Source organism: Rummeliibacillus stabekisii (genome assembly GCF_007988965.1).
Classification (GTDB): Bacteria; Bacillota; Bacilli; order Bacillales_A; family Planococcaceae; genus Rummeliibacillus; species Rummeliibacillus stabekisii.
The window spans coordinates 600,533-618,806 of record NZ_BJVD01000001.1; the positions used below are offsets into that span (position 1 = coordinate 600,533).

16 protein-coding genes and 1 riboswitch are annotated in these 18,274 nt (G+C 37.1%); of the genes, 4 read left to right on the forward strand and 12 right to left on the reverse strand.

Translation table 11 applies throughout. From position 1 onward, the window contains the following. Positions 1-115 precede the first annotated feature (115 nt). Positions 116-580 carry a DUF2975 domain-containing protein gene (locus RST01_RS03055; RefSeq protein WP_147193973.1) on the forward strand — a complete coding sequence of 155 codons (465 nt, stop codon included), beginning with the start codon at positions 116-118 and terminating at the stop codon, positions 578-580. 213 nt (positions 581-793) lie between these two features. Here RST01_RS03055 and RST01_RS03060 read toward each other — a convergent pair whose 3' ends face one another. From RST01_RS03060 to RST01_RS03075, 4 genes are all read right to left on the reverse strand, one after another. After that, on the reverse strand, positions 794-1,756 hold the full coding sequence (locus RST01_RS03060; protein WP_147193974.1) for a YpdA family putative bacillithiol disulfide reductase: 963 nt from the start codon (positions 1,754-1,756) through the stop codon (positions 794-796). 308 nt (positions 1,757-2,064) lie between these two features. Then, positions 2,065-2,745 (reverse strand): LysM peptidoglycan-binding domain-containing protein, encoded by a 681-nt coding sequence (locus RST01_RS03065; RefSeq protein ID WP_184117505.1) that lies wholly within the window; start codon positions 2,743-2,745, stop codon positions 2,065-2,067. Positions 2,746-2,822: 77 nt separating this feature from the next. Next, a complete protein-coding gene (locus RST01_RS03070; protein WP_147193978.1) occupies positions 2,823-4,259 on the reverse strand; it encodes a RecQ family ATP-dependent DNA helicase in 1,437 nt (478 codons plus the stop codon). A gap of 4 nt (positions 4,260-4,263) precedes the next feature. Then, positions 4,264-5,298: a YpbB family protein gene (locus RST01_RS03075; RefSeq protein WP_147193980.1), complete on the reverse strand. Its 1,035-nt coding sequence runs from the start codon at positions 5,296-5,298 to the stop codon at positions 4,264-4,266. 101 nt (positions 5,299-5,399) lie between these two features. Here RST01_RS03075 and RST01_RS03080 point away from each other — a divergent pair, with 101 nt between their 5' ends. Together RST01_RS03080 and fabI are read left to right on the forward strand one after the other, a co-directional pair. Next, complete coding sequence (locus RST01_RS03080; RefSeq protein WP_147193982.1) at positions 5,400-5,648, forward strand: ferredoxin; 249 nt, start codon at positions 5,400-5,402, stop codon at positions 5,646-5,648. 226 nt (positions 5,649-5,874) lie between these two features. Further along, on the forward strand, positions 5,875-6,657 hold the full coding sequence (gene fabI / locus RST01_RS03085) for an enoyl-ACP reductase FabI (RefSeq protein ID WP_147193984.1): 783 nt from the start codon (positions 5,875-5,877) through the stop codon (positions 6,655-6,657). Between the two features lie 88 nt (positions 6,658-6,745). Here fabI and RST01_RS03090 read toward each other — a convergent pair whose 3' ends face one another. Together RST01_RS03090 and RST01_RS03095 are read right to left on the reverse strand one after the other, a co-directional pair. Beyond that, positions 6,746-7,756: an NAD(P)H-dependent flavin oxidoreductase gene (locus RST01_RS03090; protein ID WP_147193986.1), complete on the reverse strand. Its 1,011-nt coding sequence runs from the start codon at positions 7,754-7,756 to the stop codon at positions 6,746-6,748. Positions 7,757-8,032: 276 nt separating this feature from the next. Continuing rightward, a complete protein-coding gene (locus RST01_RS03095) occupies positions 8,033-9,310 on the reverse strand; it encodes a C40 family peptidase (RefSeq protein WP_244946634.1) in 1,278 nt (425 codons plus the stop codon). Positions 9,311-9,626: 316 nt separating this feature from the next. Between RST01_RS03095 and RST01_RS03100 the strand changes: the two genes are divergently transcribed. Then, entirely contained in the window at positions 9,627-10,511 is an 885-nt protein-coding gene (locus tag RST01_RS03100) for a LysR family transcriptional regulator (RefSeq protein WP_066785977.1), read from the forward strand. Positions 10,512-10,558: 47 nt separating this feature from the next. Here RST01_RS03100 and trhO read toward each other — a convergent pair whose 3' ends face one another. The 6 genes from trhO to resB form a co-directional block, all read right to left on the reverse strand. Next, entirely contained in the window at positions 10,559-11,512 is a 954-nt protein-coding gene (trhO, locus tag RST01_RS03105) for an oxygen-dependent tRNA uridine(34) hydroxylase TrhO (RefSeq protein WP_066785974.1), read from the reverse strand. A 189-nt stretch (positions 11,513-11,701) separates the two neighbouring features. Further along, positions 11,702-12,280, reverse strand: a complete 579-nt coding sequence (locus tag RST01_RS03110; protein ID WP_066785971.1) for an ECF transporter S component — start codon at positions 12,278-12,280, stop codon at positions 11,702-11,704. Positions 12,281-12,437: 157 nt separating this feature from the next. Next, a riboswitch (FMN riboswitch) is annotated at positions 12,438-12,574 on the reverse strand. Between the two features lie 121 nt (positions 12,575-12,695). Beyond that, complete coding sequence (locus RST01_RS03115; protein ID WP_147193988.1) at positions 12,696-14,480, reverse strand: ATP-binding protein; 1,785 nt, start codon at positions 14,478-14,480, stop codon at positions 12,696-12,698. Next, positions 14,473-15,189, reverse strand: a complete 717-nt coding sequence (locus RST01_RS03120; protein ID WP_066785966.1) for a response regulator transcription factor — start codon at positions 15,187-15,189, stop codon at positions 14,473-14,475. Before RST01_RS03120 ends, RST01_RS03115 begins: the two co-directional genes overlap by 8 nt. 229 nt (positions 15,190-15,418) lie before the next feature. Then, positions 15,419-16,606, reverse strand: coding sequence for a c-type cytochrome biogenesis protein CcsB (gene ccsB / locus RST01_RS03125; RefSeq protein WP_147193990.1), 1,188 nt, complete (start codon positions 16,604-16,606; stop codon positions 15,419-15,421). After that, positions 16,603-18,270 carry a cytochrome c biogenesis protein ResB gene (gene resB, locus RST01_RS03130; protein WP_147193992.1) on the reverse strand — a complete coding sequence of 556 codons (1,668 nt, stop codon included), beginning with the start codon at positions 18,268-18,270 and terminating at the stop codon, positions 16,603-16,605. The genes ccsB and resB overlap by 4 nt, the downstream gene beginning before the upstream one ends. Between the last annotated feature and the right edge of the window lie 4 nt (positions 18,271-18,274).

Sequence of the window (18,274 nt, forward strand, 5' to 3'; positions counted from 1 at the left end):
ATTATATGGAAATCCTGTTTTTGCAGGATTTCTTTTTACTTTATGTTCAGCAGATGAACTTTCTGAATTTTCATACGTTATAATATAAAGGTAAATATAAAAAAGGGGGAATACTATGCAAAAAATCAATTCCACCATTTTAAGTTCAGTCACCATTTTAATAGGTACAATCATTTTGTTATTATGTGTGTTTGTTTTACCGAAGGTAGCCCAGGAAACCGTATTAATACATCCAGAAGTAACATATCTAAAATATCCTGTTTTATTAGGAATGTATGCGACAGCGCTGCCCTTTTTTTATGCGATATATGAGACACTGATTATGATTCAAATTATTGAGTATCAATCTATCAATCCTAGTCGCATTGTTCAGGGATTAAATCGAATAAAATACAGTGCATTTGTTATTATTGTCTTCTATGTCTTAGGAATCTTTATACTTGACTATGCAAATGCACTACCGCCAATAATTGCAGTAATGGGATTTGGGATACTTCTTGTTACAATAATGGTGGCAGCAGGAGCATCGTTCATAAAAAATATACTTATAAAATATCAATTGAAGTTATCTAATTCATAAAAGATCACCCTAGGACTGGCTTAGTTCAGTTTTAATTCACAAATTATAAAATCCAAAAGACAGATTTATTCTACACATTTGTAGAGTAAATCTGTCTTTTAATTTTTACAGCAATTATTTGTTTAACAATACAACCTAAAGAAAACCAATATAGCTTTGTTAAAGCTAGGACATCATATATATTTACTTATGACAAAATCCTAGTTATTTATTTTAGCGTTTTTCTTTAATTGATTTTGCGATTAAGTCTCCATGCAGCTTTCCATTTTCAATAAAAATTTCATTAGCATTATTGCCTGCTGCAATCACACCTGCAATGTATAACCCCGGCACATTTGTTTCCATGGACTCCGGATTAAATGTAGGGCGACCAGTTGCTTTGTCTTCCGTTACGCCCATTTTTTGAATAAATGAATGGTCAGGATGGTACCCTGTCATCGCGAATACAAAGTCATTCTTCACAGTAACTTCTTTACCTTCCTGCAATAATATTACTTCATCCTCTGTAATCTCTTTTACGAGTGTATTAAACATCATATTTATCTCGCCATTGCGTACAAGAGCTTCGAAATCTGGCAATACCCATGGTTTAATGCTCGGCGAGTATTCCGCTCCGCGGTAGGCAACTGTTACACGAGCACCTGCTTTATGGAGTTCTAGACCTGCATCTATCGCAGAATTCTTACCTCCAATAATCAAAACGTCCGTATCAAAGAAGGGATGGCCCTCCTTAAAATAATGATACACTTTTGGTAACTCTTCCCCCGGTATGTTCATATAATTGGGATGGTCATAATATCCTGTTGCAATGACAACATAGGGTGTTTCATATTCAGCCAAATCTGTTTTCACAATAAATTTGCCCTCATTTGGCGTTACTTGTTCAACTCTTTCGAAGCGATGAATATTTAGGTCTTTTCTTTTTACAACTTCACGGTAGTAGACCAATGCTTGATTTCGCTTTGGTTTTTGTTGTTCAGTTATGAAAGGTATATCACCAATTCCTAATTTTTCGCTTGAACTAAAAAACGTTTGATGCGTAGGATAGTTATAAATCGAATTGACGATATTTCCCTTCTCAATAATAATGGGATTTAGCCCAATCTGTTTTAATGAAATAGCCGCAGCTAAGCCACATGGACCGCCGCCTACAATTATCGCTTCTTCTTGTAGCACTACAATGTCACTCCTTGTAAATTTCTTTCTGTTTCAGAGATAGCTCTATATGCAACTTTAAACAATCAATATTAAGTTTACAGTATTGTCTAATTGTACATTATACGCCTGGATACCATAAAAAAACAGGCATGCGCCCTCTACCACATACCCGCACTCTTTTAAATTATAAGCATTTTTTGTTGACGGACTTTTGCCCACCTCAATTGAATTGACAATAATTGAGGTGAAGTCCTTTAATCAGACTCGATTTACAAGATATAGAGGAATTTAGCCTAAAATAAATCAAAGTTAATGTAATATCTTATTTATTTTTGGGCTGGTATTGCAATTGTTGTTCCTGGCGCAACGTTATTTCCTGTAATACCGTTTGCTTCTTGTATAATCGGAATTCCGGCTGCACTGCCATAGAACTGGACTGCTATACTTTCGATTGTTTCGCCAGACTTCACATTATAGAGACGTCCAGCTGCCTTTGCTTCTTCATATAACTGTTGCTGCTTCACTTTTTGTGCTTCAAGTTCTGCATTTGCGGCTTGTTCTTCTTTCTCTTTTTGTGCTTCAAGCTTGGCATTTGCAGCTTGTTCTTTTTTCACTTTTTCAGCATTTATTCGGTCTGCTTCTTTTTGAGCGGCTTGTTCCTTCTTTAGCTGCTCCTGTTCCTCTTTTTTTGACGCTTGAGTAGTTACTTTTTCTTTCTCGCTATTGGTCTCAATATGGACACCACTGTCACTCTCTATTTCCGCTTTCTCATGACTGTTATCATGTGAGAGAGTACTAAAATATATCAAGGTGGAAATAGGAATTAATATAAAGACAATTGCTAATGCTGTTAGCAATTTAGGTTTGCTTTGATTTTTTTTCTGCTTACCCTCATCGTTTTGATGTCTTCTTTTCATTCTAGAAGGATTTTTCTCTTCTTCTTCCGGCTCAATATAAATTGCCTGTCTATGTTCTTCAATTTTTCCTCGGTAATCATCTTGAGGCATGGAAATCCCCCATTTCAATAAAACTTCTATTCTCCTATTATGACGAATTAATAGGTACTTGTAAATGAACGAACTTACTAGGGCATAAGTGCCTGTAACCGTTCTTGCCATGATGGTCGATTTCTTGATACAGGATGAAATTCTCTTTTTGCGACAATGTCTTGGTGATTAATGCCGCAAAAATGGCAGCAGTTTGGCGGCTTCTCTTCCAACGATTGTCCAAAATAGGAAACTAATCCTTCTCGCATACATTTTTGAGCTTCTACAAAGTTTGCAACCTCTCTGATTTGCTCTACCTTTTGTCTGCGTAAATCTTCTAACTTTTGGATAACCTTTTCCGCTGGCAATTGTGTCATCCAATATGACAAAACACGATAAACCGTTTCGCTAATTTGGTTTAAATCAATCATTTTTTTGGGATCTTGTTCTAGACGTTGATATTCCTTAAATACTTCCACATGGTATGAACTAGGCAAATCCTCTGTCACGATAAAGCGGGTATGATCTTCATCCTTTGGACTGTGTACCAAGATGGCAAGCGCATCTTTCCCATCACGCCCTGCCCTTCCAACCTCTTGCATATAATTCGCCATTGTGGCAGGTATATGGTCGTGCAGGACTTGGTATACATTATCTTTATGGATTCCCATACCAAATGCAGTTGTAGCACATATCCACTCTAATTCTCCTGATTGAAATTGCTGTTGGATGAACTGCCTATCTTCCATCTCCATTCCAGCGTGGTAAGCGGCTGCTCTAATCTGTTTTTTTTGAAGCTCATCAGCATAAAGAAGCGTTTTTTTTCGCGATTGTGTATAAATGATACCTGGCCCCTCGGTTTGCACAACATGATTAATAATCCATGGTAGTTTTTCATCAACGCTAGGAAGATTAATGACATCATAATGAATATTAGGCCTTTCAACAGAGTGGATATATTCAAATGGGTGAATCATTTTCAAATATGTTTTAATATCAATTACCACTTGTTCTGTAGCAGTCGCACTTAAGGCTAATATTGGGGGTCTGTTTCTCTTAGGAATCCAACTGGCAATCTTCAAATAATCTGGGCGGAAATCAAATCCCCATTGAGAAATACAGTGCGCCTCGTCTACAACAATGAGCGAGAAATCTATCTTTTGAAAAACACGCTGGATTGAGTCGGTTGCAAGCATTTCAGGAGATATAAATATATATCGATAAGTAGCTATTCGTTGAAGTGCATGTAACTTTTCACTGCCTTGTAAAAAAGAATTGAGAGCTATCACTCTCTTTTCTCCAAATCTTTTTAATGAATCTACCTGGTCTTGCATCAATGAGAGCAATGGAGAAATAATTAAAATGGGACCATTTAATATATATCCCGGAAGCTGATAGCATAATGACTTGCCCATTCCTGTTGGCAGTAGCGCCACTGCATCTCGTCCTTCTAAAATTGCTTCTATTACTTCCTTTTGTCCTTCTCTGAACGCCTCATAACCAAAATGCCGATAAAGAATATCTTCAAGTTTCATAAGCTCAACCTCCTTTGATCGCCATCACTAATCGAATTTGGAAATAAGACAAATGCGGAATACTTTCACGTATAACTTTTAATTTTTTGCTCCCAGTCTGTCGCATTACATCTCTTGCTTTATTTGCATCCTCTTCGCTAATAAATTGATTGAGTGGAAAATCTATATCATTCATTGCCATCTCTACAAAATGGTCCTCAATTGTGCTGATTTTTAATGATCGGACTTGTGCGATTTGGTCTGGTGTATAGCCATTATAATATAAATCTGCGGTTTTCTTTGTGGAATCATTTAAAACATTTTCAAGCCTTATTCCTGCAGCCAGTTGATGTAAAAAGGGATATTGATTGCGCTTTGCATACAGGTCGTCCAGCCAAATATGTAACGACTCGATTAATATTAATTGCATATCTAACTCAGTTGCATCAAACTCTTCCGCCAATTGTTGCCATGTCCAGCCTGATAAACGATACCCTGTTATTCGTAAAACAATCGTTAACTTGTGCTTATCATCTATCGGCAATTGTTGGATAGATTCTTCCAACTCATCTCTGAATTGGTTTTTAAAATTAGTCTCTTTATATGGCTTTCCCATTAAAAACTGCTTTACAAAGTGTTGAATTTCCTCATCTTTCTGGAGTGGCATGAAACGATAGTCTCCTGCATGAAAATGCGACAAAGTTTGCACTACAAGCGAAAGTCGCTTAAAAAAGATGTGTTCATTGCCACGATAGTACCATCCATTAAAAAGTAACTCTTTAGATTGCTGAAGAAGCGTCTTCCCTCTTGCTGTTATAATTGCTTGTTGTCCATCATTTATATGAACCCAGCCTGCATCAATTAATTGATTTAATTCATCAGTAAAGGTATTTTTAGAAAGTTTCGGCAGGATACCAAAATATTTGTGAAGGTGAAATGTCCCTACATCTTGAATCGTCTGACCTGACCTCTTCCCCCTTAACAAATGAAGGGCTGCTTTTGAAGAACGCTGACCATTCATTGAAGAAAAAATAGATAATAGTACTTGTTGTATATACATGATTATTCCTCCATTTAAAGTGATTTAGGTTGAAATGTGAGGAAAAGCGTTTTAGAATAAGTAAGAAGCTATTGGGATTGATAGTAAAGGAGAGAAGTATAATGGCTAAATTTACCATCGTTGACCAAGATACATGTATTGCTTGCGGTGCATGTGGGGCGGCAGCACCGGATATTTACGATTACGATGATGAAGGAATTGCCTTCGTTATTTTAGATGATAACACGGGAACAGCTGTAGTTCCAGAAGATTTGATGGAAGATATGGAGGATGCTTTCGAAGGGTGTCCAACAGATTCGATCAAAGTAGCAGAGGAGTCTTTTGAAGGCGACCCGCTTAAATATGAATAATTATATAACGTTATAGATAAAAGAGTATCGAACCTAATTCGGTGCTCTTTTTATCATTTTTCAACAACTTTTTCTATAGTAATGAATGTACACAAATTCATCATTTATAAAAACTGCTATAAATTCGTTCTACAAAGAAGGTTATATTTCACGATTGCATTCTTTTAATAGATAGGTTACAATTTTTAGTATCTGGTATTAATAGCAACTATTATAGGAGGGTACGATGGATAATCTATTTCAACTAAAAGATAAAAATATCGTCGTGATGGGCGTAGCAAATGACAGAAGTATTGCATGGGGTACAGCCAAAGCATTGATTGAAGTCGGCGCTAATGTCATCTTTACATACCGTAAAGAACGTTCTTTAAAAAAACTAGAGAAACAACTTGCAAACTATGAGGATATTCAACCACTATTAATTCAATGTGATGTAAATAGCGATGAAAGTATACAGCAGGCATTCAACGAAATTTCTGAAAAAGTAGGTACAATTCATGGGATTGTCCATTCTGTTGCCTTTGCACATGCAGAAGATTTAAAAAATCGTTTTGTTGAAACATCTCGCGAAGGATATGCTTTTGCACAAGATACAAGCGCTTACTCCTTGATCGCTGTTGCAAACGCTGCTCGTCCATTTATGACTGAAGGCGGCTCGATTGTCACTATGACTTACTTAGGTGCAGAACGTGTACTTGAGGGTTACAATGTCATGGGCGTTGCTAAAGCTGCTTTAGAAGCATCTGTTCGTTATTTAGCTGCAGATGTAGGCACTGACGGTATCCGCGTAAATGCTATCTCAGCTGGAGCCATCAAAACACTCGCTGCTAAAGGGGTGCCTTCATTCAATACTATCTTAAATAAAATTGAAGAATCTGCTCCATTAAAACGTAATGTGACACTTGAAGAAGTGGCAAAAATGACCGTTGTTATGCTTAGCCAATTATCAAGTGGTATTACAGGAGAAGTTATTTATGTCGATAGCGGTTATCATATTCTTGGCATCTAATAATACTAAAAACTGCTTCATCCAATATTAACATTGGGTGAAGCAGTTTTTTATTTTCTATCCAATGAACGCACTTATCTTAAGACGATCACTTGGTTAGTCGATCTATAATATCTTGCACCGTTCCCTCGTTAGCTAGATGCAAACTTGTTCCGGCCCACATTGCCATTAAACTATACATATCTAGCTCTGCCGCCCGAAGACGAATATTTTTAGTTAAATCATTTTGATAAGGATATGGGGCAATCGTATTTCCCTCCATAAAGACCATAAAGTCATTTTCTATACCCCTTGCATATTTCCCTGAAAAAGCCTTTGTATAGGCAGTATTGTCTTCATCTGCTAACAAAATCTGTTTTTTATAAATTGAAGCTGCACCACTTTCTTCACTGACAATGAAGGCCGTACCGATTTGTGCCGCTTGTGCACCTAAAGAGAGCACTTCTTCCATTTGGGCTTTAGTTGCAATACCTCCTGCTGCTATTTTAGGAATATGGATCACTTCTTGCGCTTCGTTCAATAGTTGTTTGAGCGGGATAAACTCTATAGGTTCTATAAATGAACCTCTATGTCCCCCTGCTTCCTCACCTTGTAGTACAACCGCATCCATTCCCAACTCCTGAATGTATAAGGCTTCTTTAATTGTCGTAGCTGTCCCGATTGTATAAATGCCATGTTGCTTTAGTCTATCTAAGAGATTCTCAGATGGTACGCCAAACGTGAAAGAACAAACTTTTACGCCTTCTTCTATAATGACATCAATCTGTCCATCAAAATCTGTGGCAGATAATGGAGCTCCTTCTTCCGCAATCATCAATTTCTTACGATACGGCTTTAACACATTATAAGCTTCTTCCAGTTCTTCTGTTGTCGTTTCTACAAAATTGGGAATAAATAAATTGACAGCAAACGGCTTATCCGTTTTTTCCTTGACAGCCTGAATAAAAGCTCTGGTCACCTCTGCGTTTAAATAGCCTGCACCAATAGATCCTAAGATTCCTCCATTTGAGCTCGCTGCTACCATTTCAGGAGTGGTCACTCCAGCCATCGGGGCTTGCACAATCGGATACTTTAACTGCAAATTCTCCATTAAATCCATATATTATACCTCCTAGGATATGTATTAACTACTAACTTATAGATTACTTTACCATATATTCTTCTAAAATTATCTACATAGTATCTTACCCGTTCAATTTTGTTTTAAATCTTTTCCTACAGGGTATAAAAAGAAAAAGCCTTCATAAGAGAAGGCTAATTCAAGAGTTAAAATATCTATGGGATTTTAGAGTGCTATATAATTATTGGTTCATCTTCCCTATTAACATATCTATATGATTAGCGAAAAGTAAGTTTGAGAGTGGACAATATTATATTAGTTGACACCAGAAATGCGGCCGTATCCAACTAAATATTGGTTCCACCAATCTAGAGATTCAGTTACAACACCATTATTTTGGGCATCTAGCATTCTTCCGCCACCCAAATAAATACCGACATGAGCGATCCCTTGTCCATAACTAAAGAACACAAGGTCTCCTGCTTTCGCTTCACTTGCACTAATTTTTTTGGTAGCTATATATTGCTGAGCAGCTGTTCGCGGCAAGCTAACGCCTGCTTGTTTGAAGGCCCATTGAGTTAGACCAGAGCAATCAAATCCTGTAGATGGATTACTTCCTCCCCATACATAAGCTCGTCCTAAATATTTACTAGCTTCAGCTATTGCAGCTTTAGCTGAACCAGAACCTGATACAGAAGGTGCTTTTTGATCACTATCGGTTACTTTTGCACCATTGTTACCATTGCCAGCATTACCTGATGAGCCAACATTATTCTGTTGAGGTACGCTTTCAGCTTTTACCGTATTATTGCTTGTTTTGCTGACCTGTGCAGATTTTACTGCTTCGGCTTCTTGAGCTTGTTGTGCTTCTTTTGCTTTTTTAGCTTGTAAGAATTGCTTTTCTTGAAGAGCTTTTAAGCGTCTTGCTTCTCTTTCACGCTTTTTACGTTCTCTTTCAAGTCTTTCTTGTTCTTTCTTCGTTGCAATTTGTTCTTTCAATTTTAGAGATTTTGCTTTGTTTTCAGCTTTTTTTGTTTCTAATCTATTTTCTTCTTCCTGCATTTCTTGGAATTGGTTTTGTAGCTTAGATTGCTTCTCTTGCAAATTGTGTTTTTCTTTAGCAAGCTTAGCTTTGTCTTTTTTCTGTTCATCTAATAAGTTTTGGTCTGCATCTAAAATGGTTTTTACAGAAACAGTACGGCTTACAGCATCCGCAAAGTTATCTGCACCTAAAATAGCATTTAGGTATGGACTGAATGTGCGATCTTGATTTTGGTATGCTTTTAGACGGTCCTCAATAATCTTTGAGCGTTCATTTATCGTTTTTTCAGTTTTTGCAATCTCATTGTTTGTTTCTGCTATTTCTTGTAAAGTTTTTTCATATTCAGCTTGTTTTTTGTCTAGTTGTTTTTGTAGTTGTTTAATTTCTTTATTTAAGAGGTTAATTTTATGATCGATGGATGCTTTCTTTTGAATCATCTGCGCGGATGTTTTTGCATTTACATCAATTGGTTGTTGCGTTGTGTACATAAAGCCGCATGACAGTGCAAGGGTTGCTATAGCAGTGCGACCCCATTTTGTGCGTTTATTCAATCTAAATCAACTCATTTCCCTAATTTTCTTTATATGCGTTATTTACCATTACTTATATTATCATGAATAAAGCGTTTGTATAGGTCTTTTGATGGCATTTAATAGAAGCGTAACGGATGTTACATATTTGTCATAATATTCTTTTCTTCTATTTTCTTCTACAAATTATATCACTTACTTTCCTATAAGTCTTTTATATTGTTTTTATTCCATTTTTTAAATAGGATTCACAACCTTTTATTCATCCCTTAACAAAGCGAAAAAGGCTGTAGATATGTTACTATAATTAAATCAAGGGTAAGAGGAGCGAAGTCTAATGGAATGGCAACAGTTAGAATATTTTCAGGTGTTGGCTAAAATCCAGCATATGACCAAAGCAGCCGAGAAATTGTCTATTTCCCAACCAGCACTAAGCCGATCAATAGCTAGGTTAGAAATGGAGTTGGGGGTTCCTTTATTTGAAAGACAGGGCCGTTCCATCAAGCTAAATAGGTATGGCGAAATATTTGTTAAACGTGTGCACAATATTATGCGAGAATATCAAGATGGGCTCCATGAAATTCAAGAACTAATTAATCCGAATCACGGAGAAGTATATCTAGGCTTTTTACATACACTTGGCACAAATGTAGTGCCAGATTTAATTATGCATTTTAGAAAACAGTTTCCAAATATTCATTTTGTCCTAAAGCAAAATCACACTCACTCACAGCTTAAGCAACTAAAATCCGGGGAACTAGACCTGTGTCTGCTCGCTGAAATGAATGTAGAAAAACCTATAGAATGGATGGAGCTTTGGCGTGAAGAGCTATATGCTATAGTACCAATATCACACCCGCTTGCCGATCGTAAAACTATTACCATATTTGAGTTGGCCAACGAACCTTTCGTATTGCTTAAAAAGGGATATGCCTTGCGCATTCAGATTGATGAAGCGCTAAATCAAGCAGGCTTAACTCCGACAATTACATTTGAAGGGGATGAGGTAGCCACGGTAGCAGGTTTCGTGGCCGCAGGATTAGGTGTTTCCATATTGCCTGACGGAGAAGAAATAAATCCAAATAGGATGGCAAAAATAAAAATTAGCGATTTAAAATTAGAAAGGGTCATTGGGATGGCTTGGTCTTTAGAACGTTATCTATCTCCAGGTGCTAAGCAATTCCGACAATTTATTCTTCAATATTTTAAGAATAAAAAATAGTTATAAAAAAAAGCAAAACGCCCTGTGCGTTTTGCTTTTTTCAATATCTATTTAGCAATCGTTTCGCCAATTTGTGCTAGACGATCTAGTACTTCACTTTCAGTTAATTGATGTTTAGCAATATAACGGTTTCTTGGATGCACCCTACATTCATGCGTACAACCACCTAGATGCTTATCTTCATTTTCTTCCGAACATAAGATTTGTTTATTGCATTCAGGATTTGCACAATTTATATAACGCTCACAAGGTTCACCATCAAAGTGGTCTCTACCAACGATGACATGTTCTACTTGGTTAACTGGAACCGCAATTCGTTCATCGAACACATAGCATTGGCCATCCCATAATTGTCCTTTAGCTACTTCATCTTTACCATATGTGACAATGCCTCCGTGAAGCTGAGCCACATTGTCAAAGCCTTCTCTCTTCATCCATCCAGAGAATTTTTCACAACGAATGCCGCCCGTGCAATATGTCAAGATTTGCTTACCTTCAAATTGCTCTTTATTTTCATTAATCCACTCTGGCAATTCGCGGAATGTTTGAATATCTGGACGAATGGCACCTCTAAAATGCCCCAGATCATATTCATATGTGTTACGTGCATCTATCACAACTGTATTATCTTCTTGCATTCTTTTCAAAAACTCTGCTGGTTCTAAATATTCACCGGTTAATTCATTTGGATTAATATCTTCTTCTAAATGGAGATTCACCAATTCATCTTTCGGACGTACATGCATTTTTTTAAAGGCATGGCCCTCTGCTTCATCTATTTTAAAAACAATTCCATCAAAAAGTGGATTGTTTCGCATATAATCCATATATGCATTTGTAGCTTCTACAGTTCCAGAAAGTGTACCATTGATTCCTTCTGGAGCAACCAATATACGGCCTTTTAATTCATTTGATTGGCAGTATGCTAGATGCTCCTGAGCAAATTGCGCAGGATCTTCGATTTTTGTATAGAAATAATATAATAAAACTTGATATTTCATTTATTTCACCTATCTTTCATATTTACAAGATATTAAGACGGGGTCAGTAATTTTTAGACGCCGATAAATCTTGGCTTTTAAAACGACTTATCTATTATACTATAATTTAAAGAAAAAAGGGGCTCATTAGCTCGAACTCCATTAAACAAAAAAAAGCTAGCTTATTTATCATAAGCTAGCAATCTATTTTTACATATATTGTTTTTGCTGTTTTTGTATCCACTTTTTCATGTTTGAAGCTAGAAGTAAGAAGATAGCTGTTAGGATAATACCTTTAATAATATTAAAAGGCAATATACCCGTCACAATTGTTTTTGTTAGGACAGCTCCTGTCTCAGTTGGTACATTTAAAAAGTAGGAATACATCGGCATAAATAAGAAATAATTAAGAACGCTCATTCCTATAGCCATTGAAATTGTGCCGACCACTAATCCAGTTGAAAGCCCTTTGGTAGTTGTTAAACGTTTATATACAAAGTAAACCGGCATAATAAATAATATACCTGTTGTAATATTTGCCAAATGTCCTACTGGCACACCTGTTGGGCTGCCTTTATAAAACCAATCTAGCACATTTTTGATGACTTCTACTGTTATTCCTGCAACAGGTCCCATTGTAATTGTTGCCAAAAGAGCTGGGATATCACTAAAGTCGACTTCTAGAAAAGCCGGGAATGGAGGCAATGGAAAGTTAAAAATCATTAATACAAATGAAATACTGCTCAACATTCCAATCGTCACCATTTTTTGTAGACGTGTGTTCTTCAACGTTTTTCTCTCCTTTTGCGATTCACTTCAAAAAGAGGAAAGGCCCGTTTTGATTATGAACAAATAAACCCCTAAGCAAAAATTCGCTTAAGGGAGAGTTAGGCATAGTCAAATAAACGTCTTCGCATTCAACAAAAAAATGCACAGACGACCGTACCTTCACCTTCTCCCATCCAGACTATACTGTCGGCCCTGGATTCTCACCAAGTCCTGCCTTAACGGCTCGCGGGCTCAAGAGGTCAAAATGCCTCTAATACCGCCGATCGGGAATTTCACCCTGCCCCGAAGATGAATCAATATGTTTTTATTACAATTCCACTATATAAGAGATTTAGAACTTTGTAAAGAGAGTTGCACCATTCGTTGTAACAAAAAACGCCAGCATCTTTATGCTGGCGTTTTTAACTATTAAAATTTACTTACTGATCTTGGCTAACGGCAAGTAGAAAATAAAACTTGTACCCACATCCACTTCACTTTCTACCAAGATCCTTCCTTTATGTGCTTCAATAATATTTTTAGTAATCGCAAGTCCTAATCCTGTGCCGCCTTTTCCCCTAGTTCTTGCTTTATCAGCCTTATAGAATCGCTCAAATACATATTCTATGTCTTCTTTTGGAATACCTGCGCCATTATCCTTTACTTGGATACGCGCGTAGTCTTGCTGCTGATCGACAACAACTTGTACTATACCTTTTTCCCTTGTATGGCGAATGGCATTGTCAATTAAATTGGTTAGGACTTGCTCAATACGGTCTTCATCTAAACTAATCAGTGTCACATCATCAAATGACGATGAGTAGGTTAGCGTGATATGCTTTTCTCTTGCTGCTTGCACAAATTTCTGGGTAATTCGTTCGAACACGGGCGTAATAGGTACTACTTCTTTATATAAGGTGATGTTCCCCGATTCCATCCTCGCCAAATCTAGCAAGTCTGTAACCAACCTACCCATTCTCTGTGATTCATCATAGATAATTCGTATCATTTCATTCCGTTCTTCCTCACTAGATACGACATCATCGATAATAGCTTCACTATAGCCTTGCAGCATAGCAATCGGCGTTCTTAGTTCATGTGATACATTTGCGATAAAGTCAGAACGCAACTTATCCAAGCGATGTTCTTCTGTTTTATCACGAAGCACCGCAACAGCCCCCCGAACAGAATCGCCGCTATAGAGAGGGCTTATAGAGATTAAAAAATATGCCCCTTCCATTTCCAACTCTTCTCTTAATACTTCTTCCATTTCTAAGACATGGTCAAGCATATGGTAAATTTCATTAGGGATCAATTGGTGTTCATCTCGTTTTTTGATCGCCCATTTCTGAAGCAAGAGATCCGCGGGAGGGTTGCTTAATATGATACTTCTTTCACTATTAAATGTAATAACAGCATCTGTCATCGAAGTTAGAATGCTTGAAAGTTGTTCTTTTTCTTGGTTGATTACTTCCATATGGTGCTTGAGCTGCTTACCCATTTGGTTAAAGGCTATCCCTAGCTGACCAATTTCGTCATTTTGCAGTACCGGTACCTTTTTATCAAAGTGTCCCTTCGCTAATTCAAACGCCGCTTCACGAATTTTCAATAAAGGGGATGTGATACGCGTTGATAAGAAAAAGGCAAAGAAAGTTGTTAATAGAAAAGCTATAATAGCTGATAGAAATACAATCTTTGTTGTTTCTTTTGATGTTCGATGGATTGCATCAGGACTTTGATAGATAAAGACGACACTATGCTCCATCTTCTCAACATTTAAAGGAAAGGCTAAAACAATATACGATTCAACATGGTCCTTCTCGGTCGAGGAAGGAAGCATCATTTCTTTCACAATGGGTTTAGATGAAGTAAAAGCTTTATTGAAGGATTTTTCACGAATAATCCGTTCTTTAATCTTTTCTGAATTGACCCCTTCTTGCAAAGAAAATAGATCATGACCAGGCTTGTCTGCAATAACTGCATTTGTTTCATCGCTTAATATATCATGTATTATGGATTTAGTAGAGGCAATCGATTTATGGTCATCGACGACTCGTGCGATGGTAGTTGCTTCTTGTCTTAGTAGGGCTTCAGATTGTTGGGTATGGTATTTGGATAAAAATTCAAGCATCAATACTGTGAATACAAATAAAACAAATGAAACGAGAAGCAATATGGTTACCCATAGCTTCCCGACTACACTGCCCCATATCCTAATCATTCACTACCTCAAATTTATAGCCTACTCCCCAAACAGTTACAATCATTTTTGCAGCATTTTCCGATACACGATTTAATTTTTCACGAAGTCTTTTGACATGTGTATCAACTGTACGCAGATCACCGAAGAAATCATAATGCCATACTTCTTTCAATAGCTGTTCTCGGTCAAATACTTTATCTGGTGCTTTTGCCAAATAATAAAGCAATTCATATTCCTTCGGTGTTAGATTCACTTCTACGCCATCCGCTGAAACGCGATGTGCATCATTGTCAATAGTCAAATGCGGGAACACAACTAAATCCTTCGAAACCGATGTCACTGTTACGGGTGAAAAGGCAGCCGATCTGCGTAGAATAGCTTTTACTCGTAGTACTACTTCCCGAGGGCTAAATGGCTTTACAATATAATCGTCCGCTCCAGTTTCAAAACCTTGGACCCTATTAGCCTCTTCACCTTTTGCTGTTAATAAAATAATTGGTGTTGATTTCTTCTCACGAATTTCCTCGCAGGCTTCTAAACCATCTTTCTTCGGCATCATAATATCTAAAAGAATACAGCGGTAATCATTGGTTAATGCTTTTTCTACCGCTTCTTCTCCATTTTCTGCTTCTTCTACTATGTATCCTTCACGCTCAAGATACATTCTGATAAGTCGACGAATTCTTTCCTCATCATCAACTATTAATATTGAAATTTGTTCAGTCACTGTACATGCCTCCCAGTATGCTATAGTATTATTGTACAATTCTTAATAGAAAATGAAAAGAAAAGCCTTTTTCTCATAAGAGAAAAAAGGCTTTTCTTTTGTCATAGAAACAGCATCTAAAGACAAGTACTCTAGTCATTACAGCGTATTCTCATTGTGAATTATCAAGCTAACCTTATATCTAACTATATTTAACTATAGTTGTTAGGTTTATTGCTTTAATTAGTTGTTATCCAGCATATGAATGTAGACCAGCAATAATCAAGTTAACTGCTACAAGATTGAACATAATAATAACAAACCCGATTACTGCAAGCCATGCTGATTTTTGTCCTTGCCACCCTTTAGATAAACGCAGGTGAAGAAATGCCGCATAGAATAACCAAGTAATAAGAGCCCAAACTTCTTTAGGATCCCATCCCCAGAATCTTGACCAAGCTTCTTGTGCCCAAATCATAGCGAAGACTAGCGCACCAAGTGAAAAGACAGGGAAACCAATTAGTACAGATCGATAACCAACTTCATCCAACAACTGCATATTTACTCGTTTTGTAAGTGGTTGGATTGCACGGCTAATGGATTTGCGAAGAATTAAACGAATGATAATATACAAGATTGAGCCAAAGAGTATGGACCAAACTACTGTCGTTAATTTTTTCGCATTTACTAATGCCGGCATGGCAGCTAAAGGTTTCATCTTGTCTGGAGATTTCATTTCATATTCATGCATACCGAATAGAGCCGGCGTGTTGTAAGTAATTTCTTGAGTAGCGCCATTTTTATCTACATAGGTGAAATCAGCATTATAATCCATTAATTTAAAAGTAGTAGTCACAATCACAAATCCTAATACAAGTACGCCAGCATACATGACGATTTCTAGCCAAATGCTGCTCTTTGTACGTTTTTGTGTATCAACGCTCTTCATGAGATAAATCAAACCAGCTACAGCACTAATGGCTAAGATGGATTCGCCCATCGCAGCCGTAATAACATGGATAGTTAGCCAATAACTTTTAAGGGCTGGGATTAACGGCGTCACTTCTTTTGGGAACATACTTGCATAAGCAATAATCAAAATGGCGATTGGCAAAGCAAAAAGGCCAAGTGATGGCAGTTTGTAAATAAAATAAATGAGAATAAACGCACCGACAACAAACATGCCAAATGCAGTCGTAAACTCAAACATATTACTTACAGGCGCGTGTCCAGAATAAATCCAGCGAGTAATGAAATAGCCTAAGTTCGCAATAAAACCAATAATTGTAACAGTAATAGCGATAGTTCCCCACTTTTTATTGGAGACGGATGCATCTTTTTTTCCGCCTTTTACCGCTCCACCAAAAAATAGCGTACCTACTAAATAAGCGATAAAAGCAATAAATAATAACGTACTGCTCAGATCAATTAAACTCATAAGGTGTTGTCACCTTCCTTTTCTTCCATTTCCTTCTCATCTTCTTCTTGCTGGTCAACCCATAAAGGCAGGTGGGCATAAGTAGTAACCGCATCCAAATCTTTCTTCATGCTAAACCAGTTTTTATTTGTATGCGCAGCAAGCAACAGGCGACCATCATTTGTACGTTGTAACCAAAGTCGACGATGGCTCCAATATGAACCTATTACTACACCTAACATAAAGATTATACCACCGATTGCTAAAATTGGGAGAGTCCTATCTTTACGTATTGTTAGGCCTGAAACATTACGAGTTTCGATATTTTGGAATTTCATTTGATATTTAGTTGTGCCAAGTGGTTCAAGTGTTTGCTTAATTGCAACAAAGCTTGTCTCACCCTTTGGCGTCTCTGGTGTATACATTTTGAAAATAAAGGCAGGATTATTAGGTAGCGGTGAGTCAGATTGCGGTTCCCCATCATCAAAACCTGAAAAAGTTGGGTAGTAACCTTTAACTTCGACTTTTGAGCCGCTTCCTAAATCATACTCTTTTTTCGGTTCTGTTAAGTCAATATCTACTTCACCTAAAGATTTTCCTGTTTTCTTATTCACTAAATTAAAATTCATTGCTTTTAATTCGTTTAATTTAAAATCCATTTGATAGAGGGCATAGCCATCGTATTTCAGTGGTTTATTTACTTGGATTGCATGGTGTGCGACTTTCTTCATATCTTGAGTCTCACCAGCAATGCCTTCATCCTTTGATTGATACAGCACAACATCTGACTGATAATTTTTTGCTATTGAATTAACAGCAGCTTTGGATTGATTGAACTCTTGTTTTTGTTCCTCTTTTTTATACGTTTCAAAGGTGAATTTATTATTATGTAGATAATAACCATCCATACCAGGAATAGATGCTGTCTCGCCTTCTCGAATCCATAAGGACTCATCAATATAAAATCCAGGCATTAAGCGCAACATTACACCGAACAAGAAAATGATAAGCCCTACGTGATTGATATATGGACCTGAGCGCGCAAATCGGTTTTTCTCCGCGAGCAATACTCCATCTTCTCTTCTCACTTTATACTTTAGCTCTTTCATTTTCTTCTCAGCTAAATTTAATGACTCTTCCGCTTTATCCGCGGCTATTTCTTTCTCGCCAAAAATACGTTGGCGTTTCATAAAACTTTCATGTCGTTTTACACGTTGATTCTTTAATGATTTGTAAAGAGGCACGCCTCTATCAATACTTGCAGCAATAATAGAGATCGCCAGCATACCAATTAAGGTCTGAAACCACCAAGAACTGTAAATATCACTCAGCCCTAAGTTATAGTAAATTTTACCAAAAGTTCCATAATTATCAATATAAGCCTGTTTTGCATCTTCACCTTGCATGACATTAACATACATTACTTGCGGCAAGAATGTACCGATAGCTGCAGCAACTAGTGTGATGACGATAATCGAGACGCCGACTTTGACACTAGAAAAGAAGTTCCATATTTTATCGATGATTGTTTTATTGTATGTTTTTGAACGTATGGCTCTTCCTTCATACTTCATATCGACGACTTTTGCGTGCTTTTCTTCTTCTGTTAGCGGCCTTCCGCATTTTTCACACAGATGTGTTCCTTCAGGATTGACATGGCCACATTCACACGTTATGTTTTTCATCCGT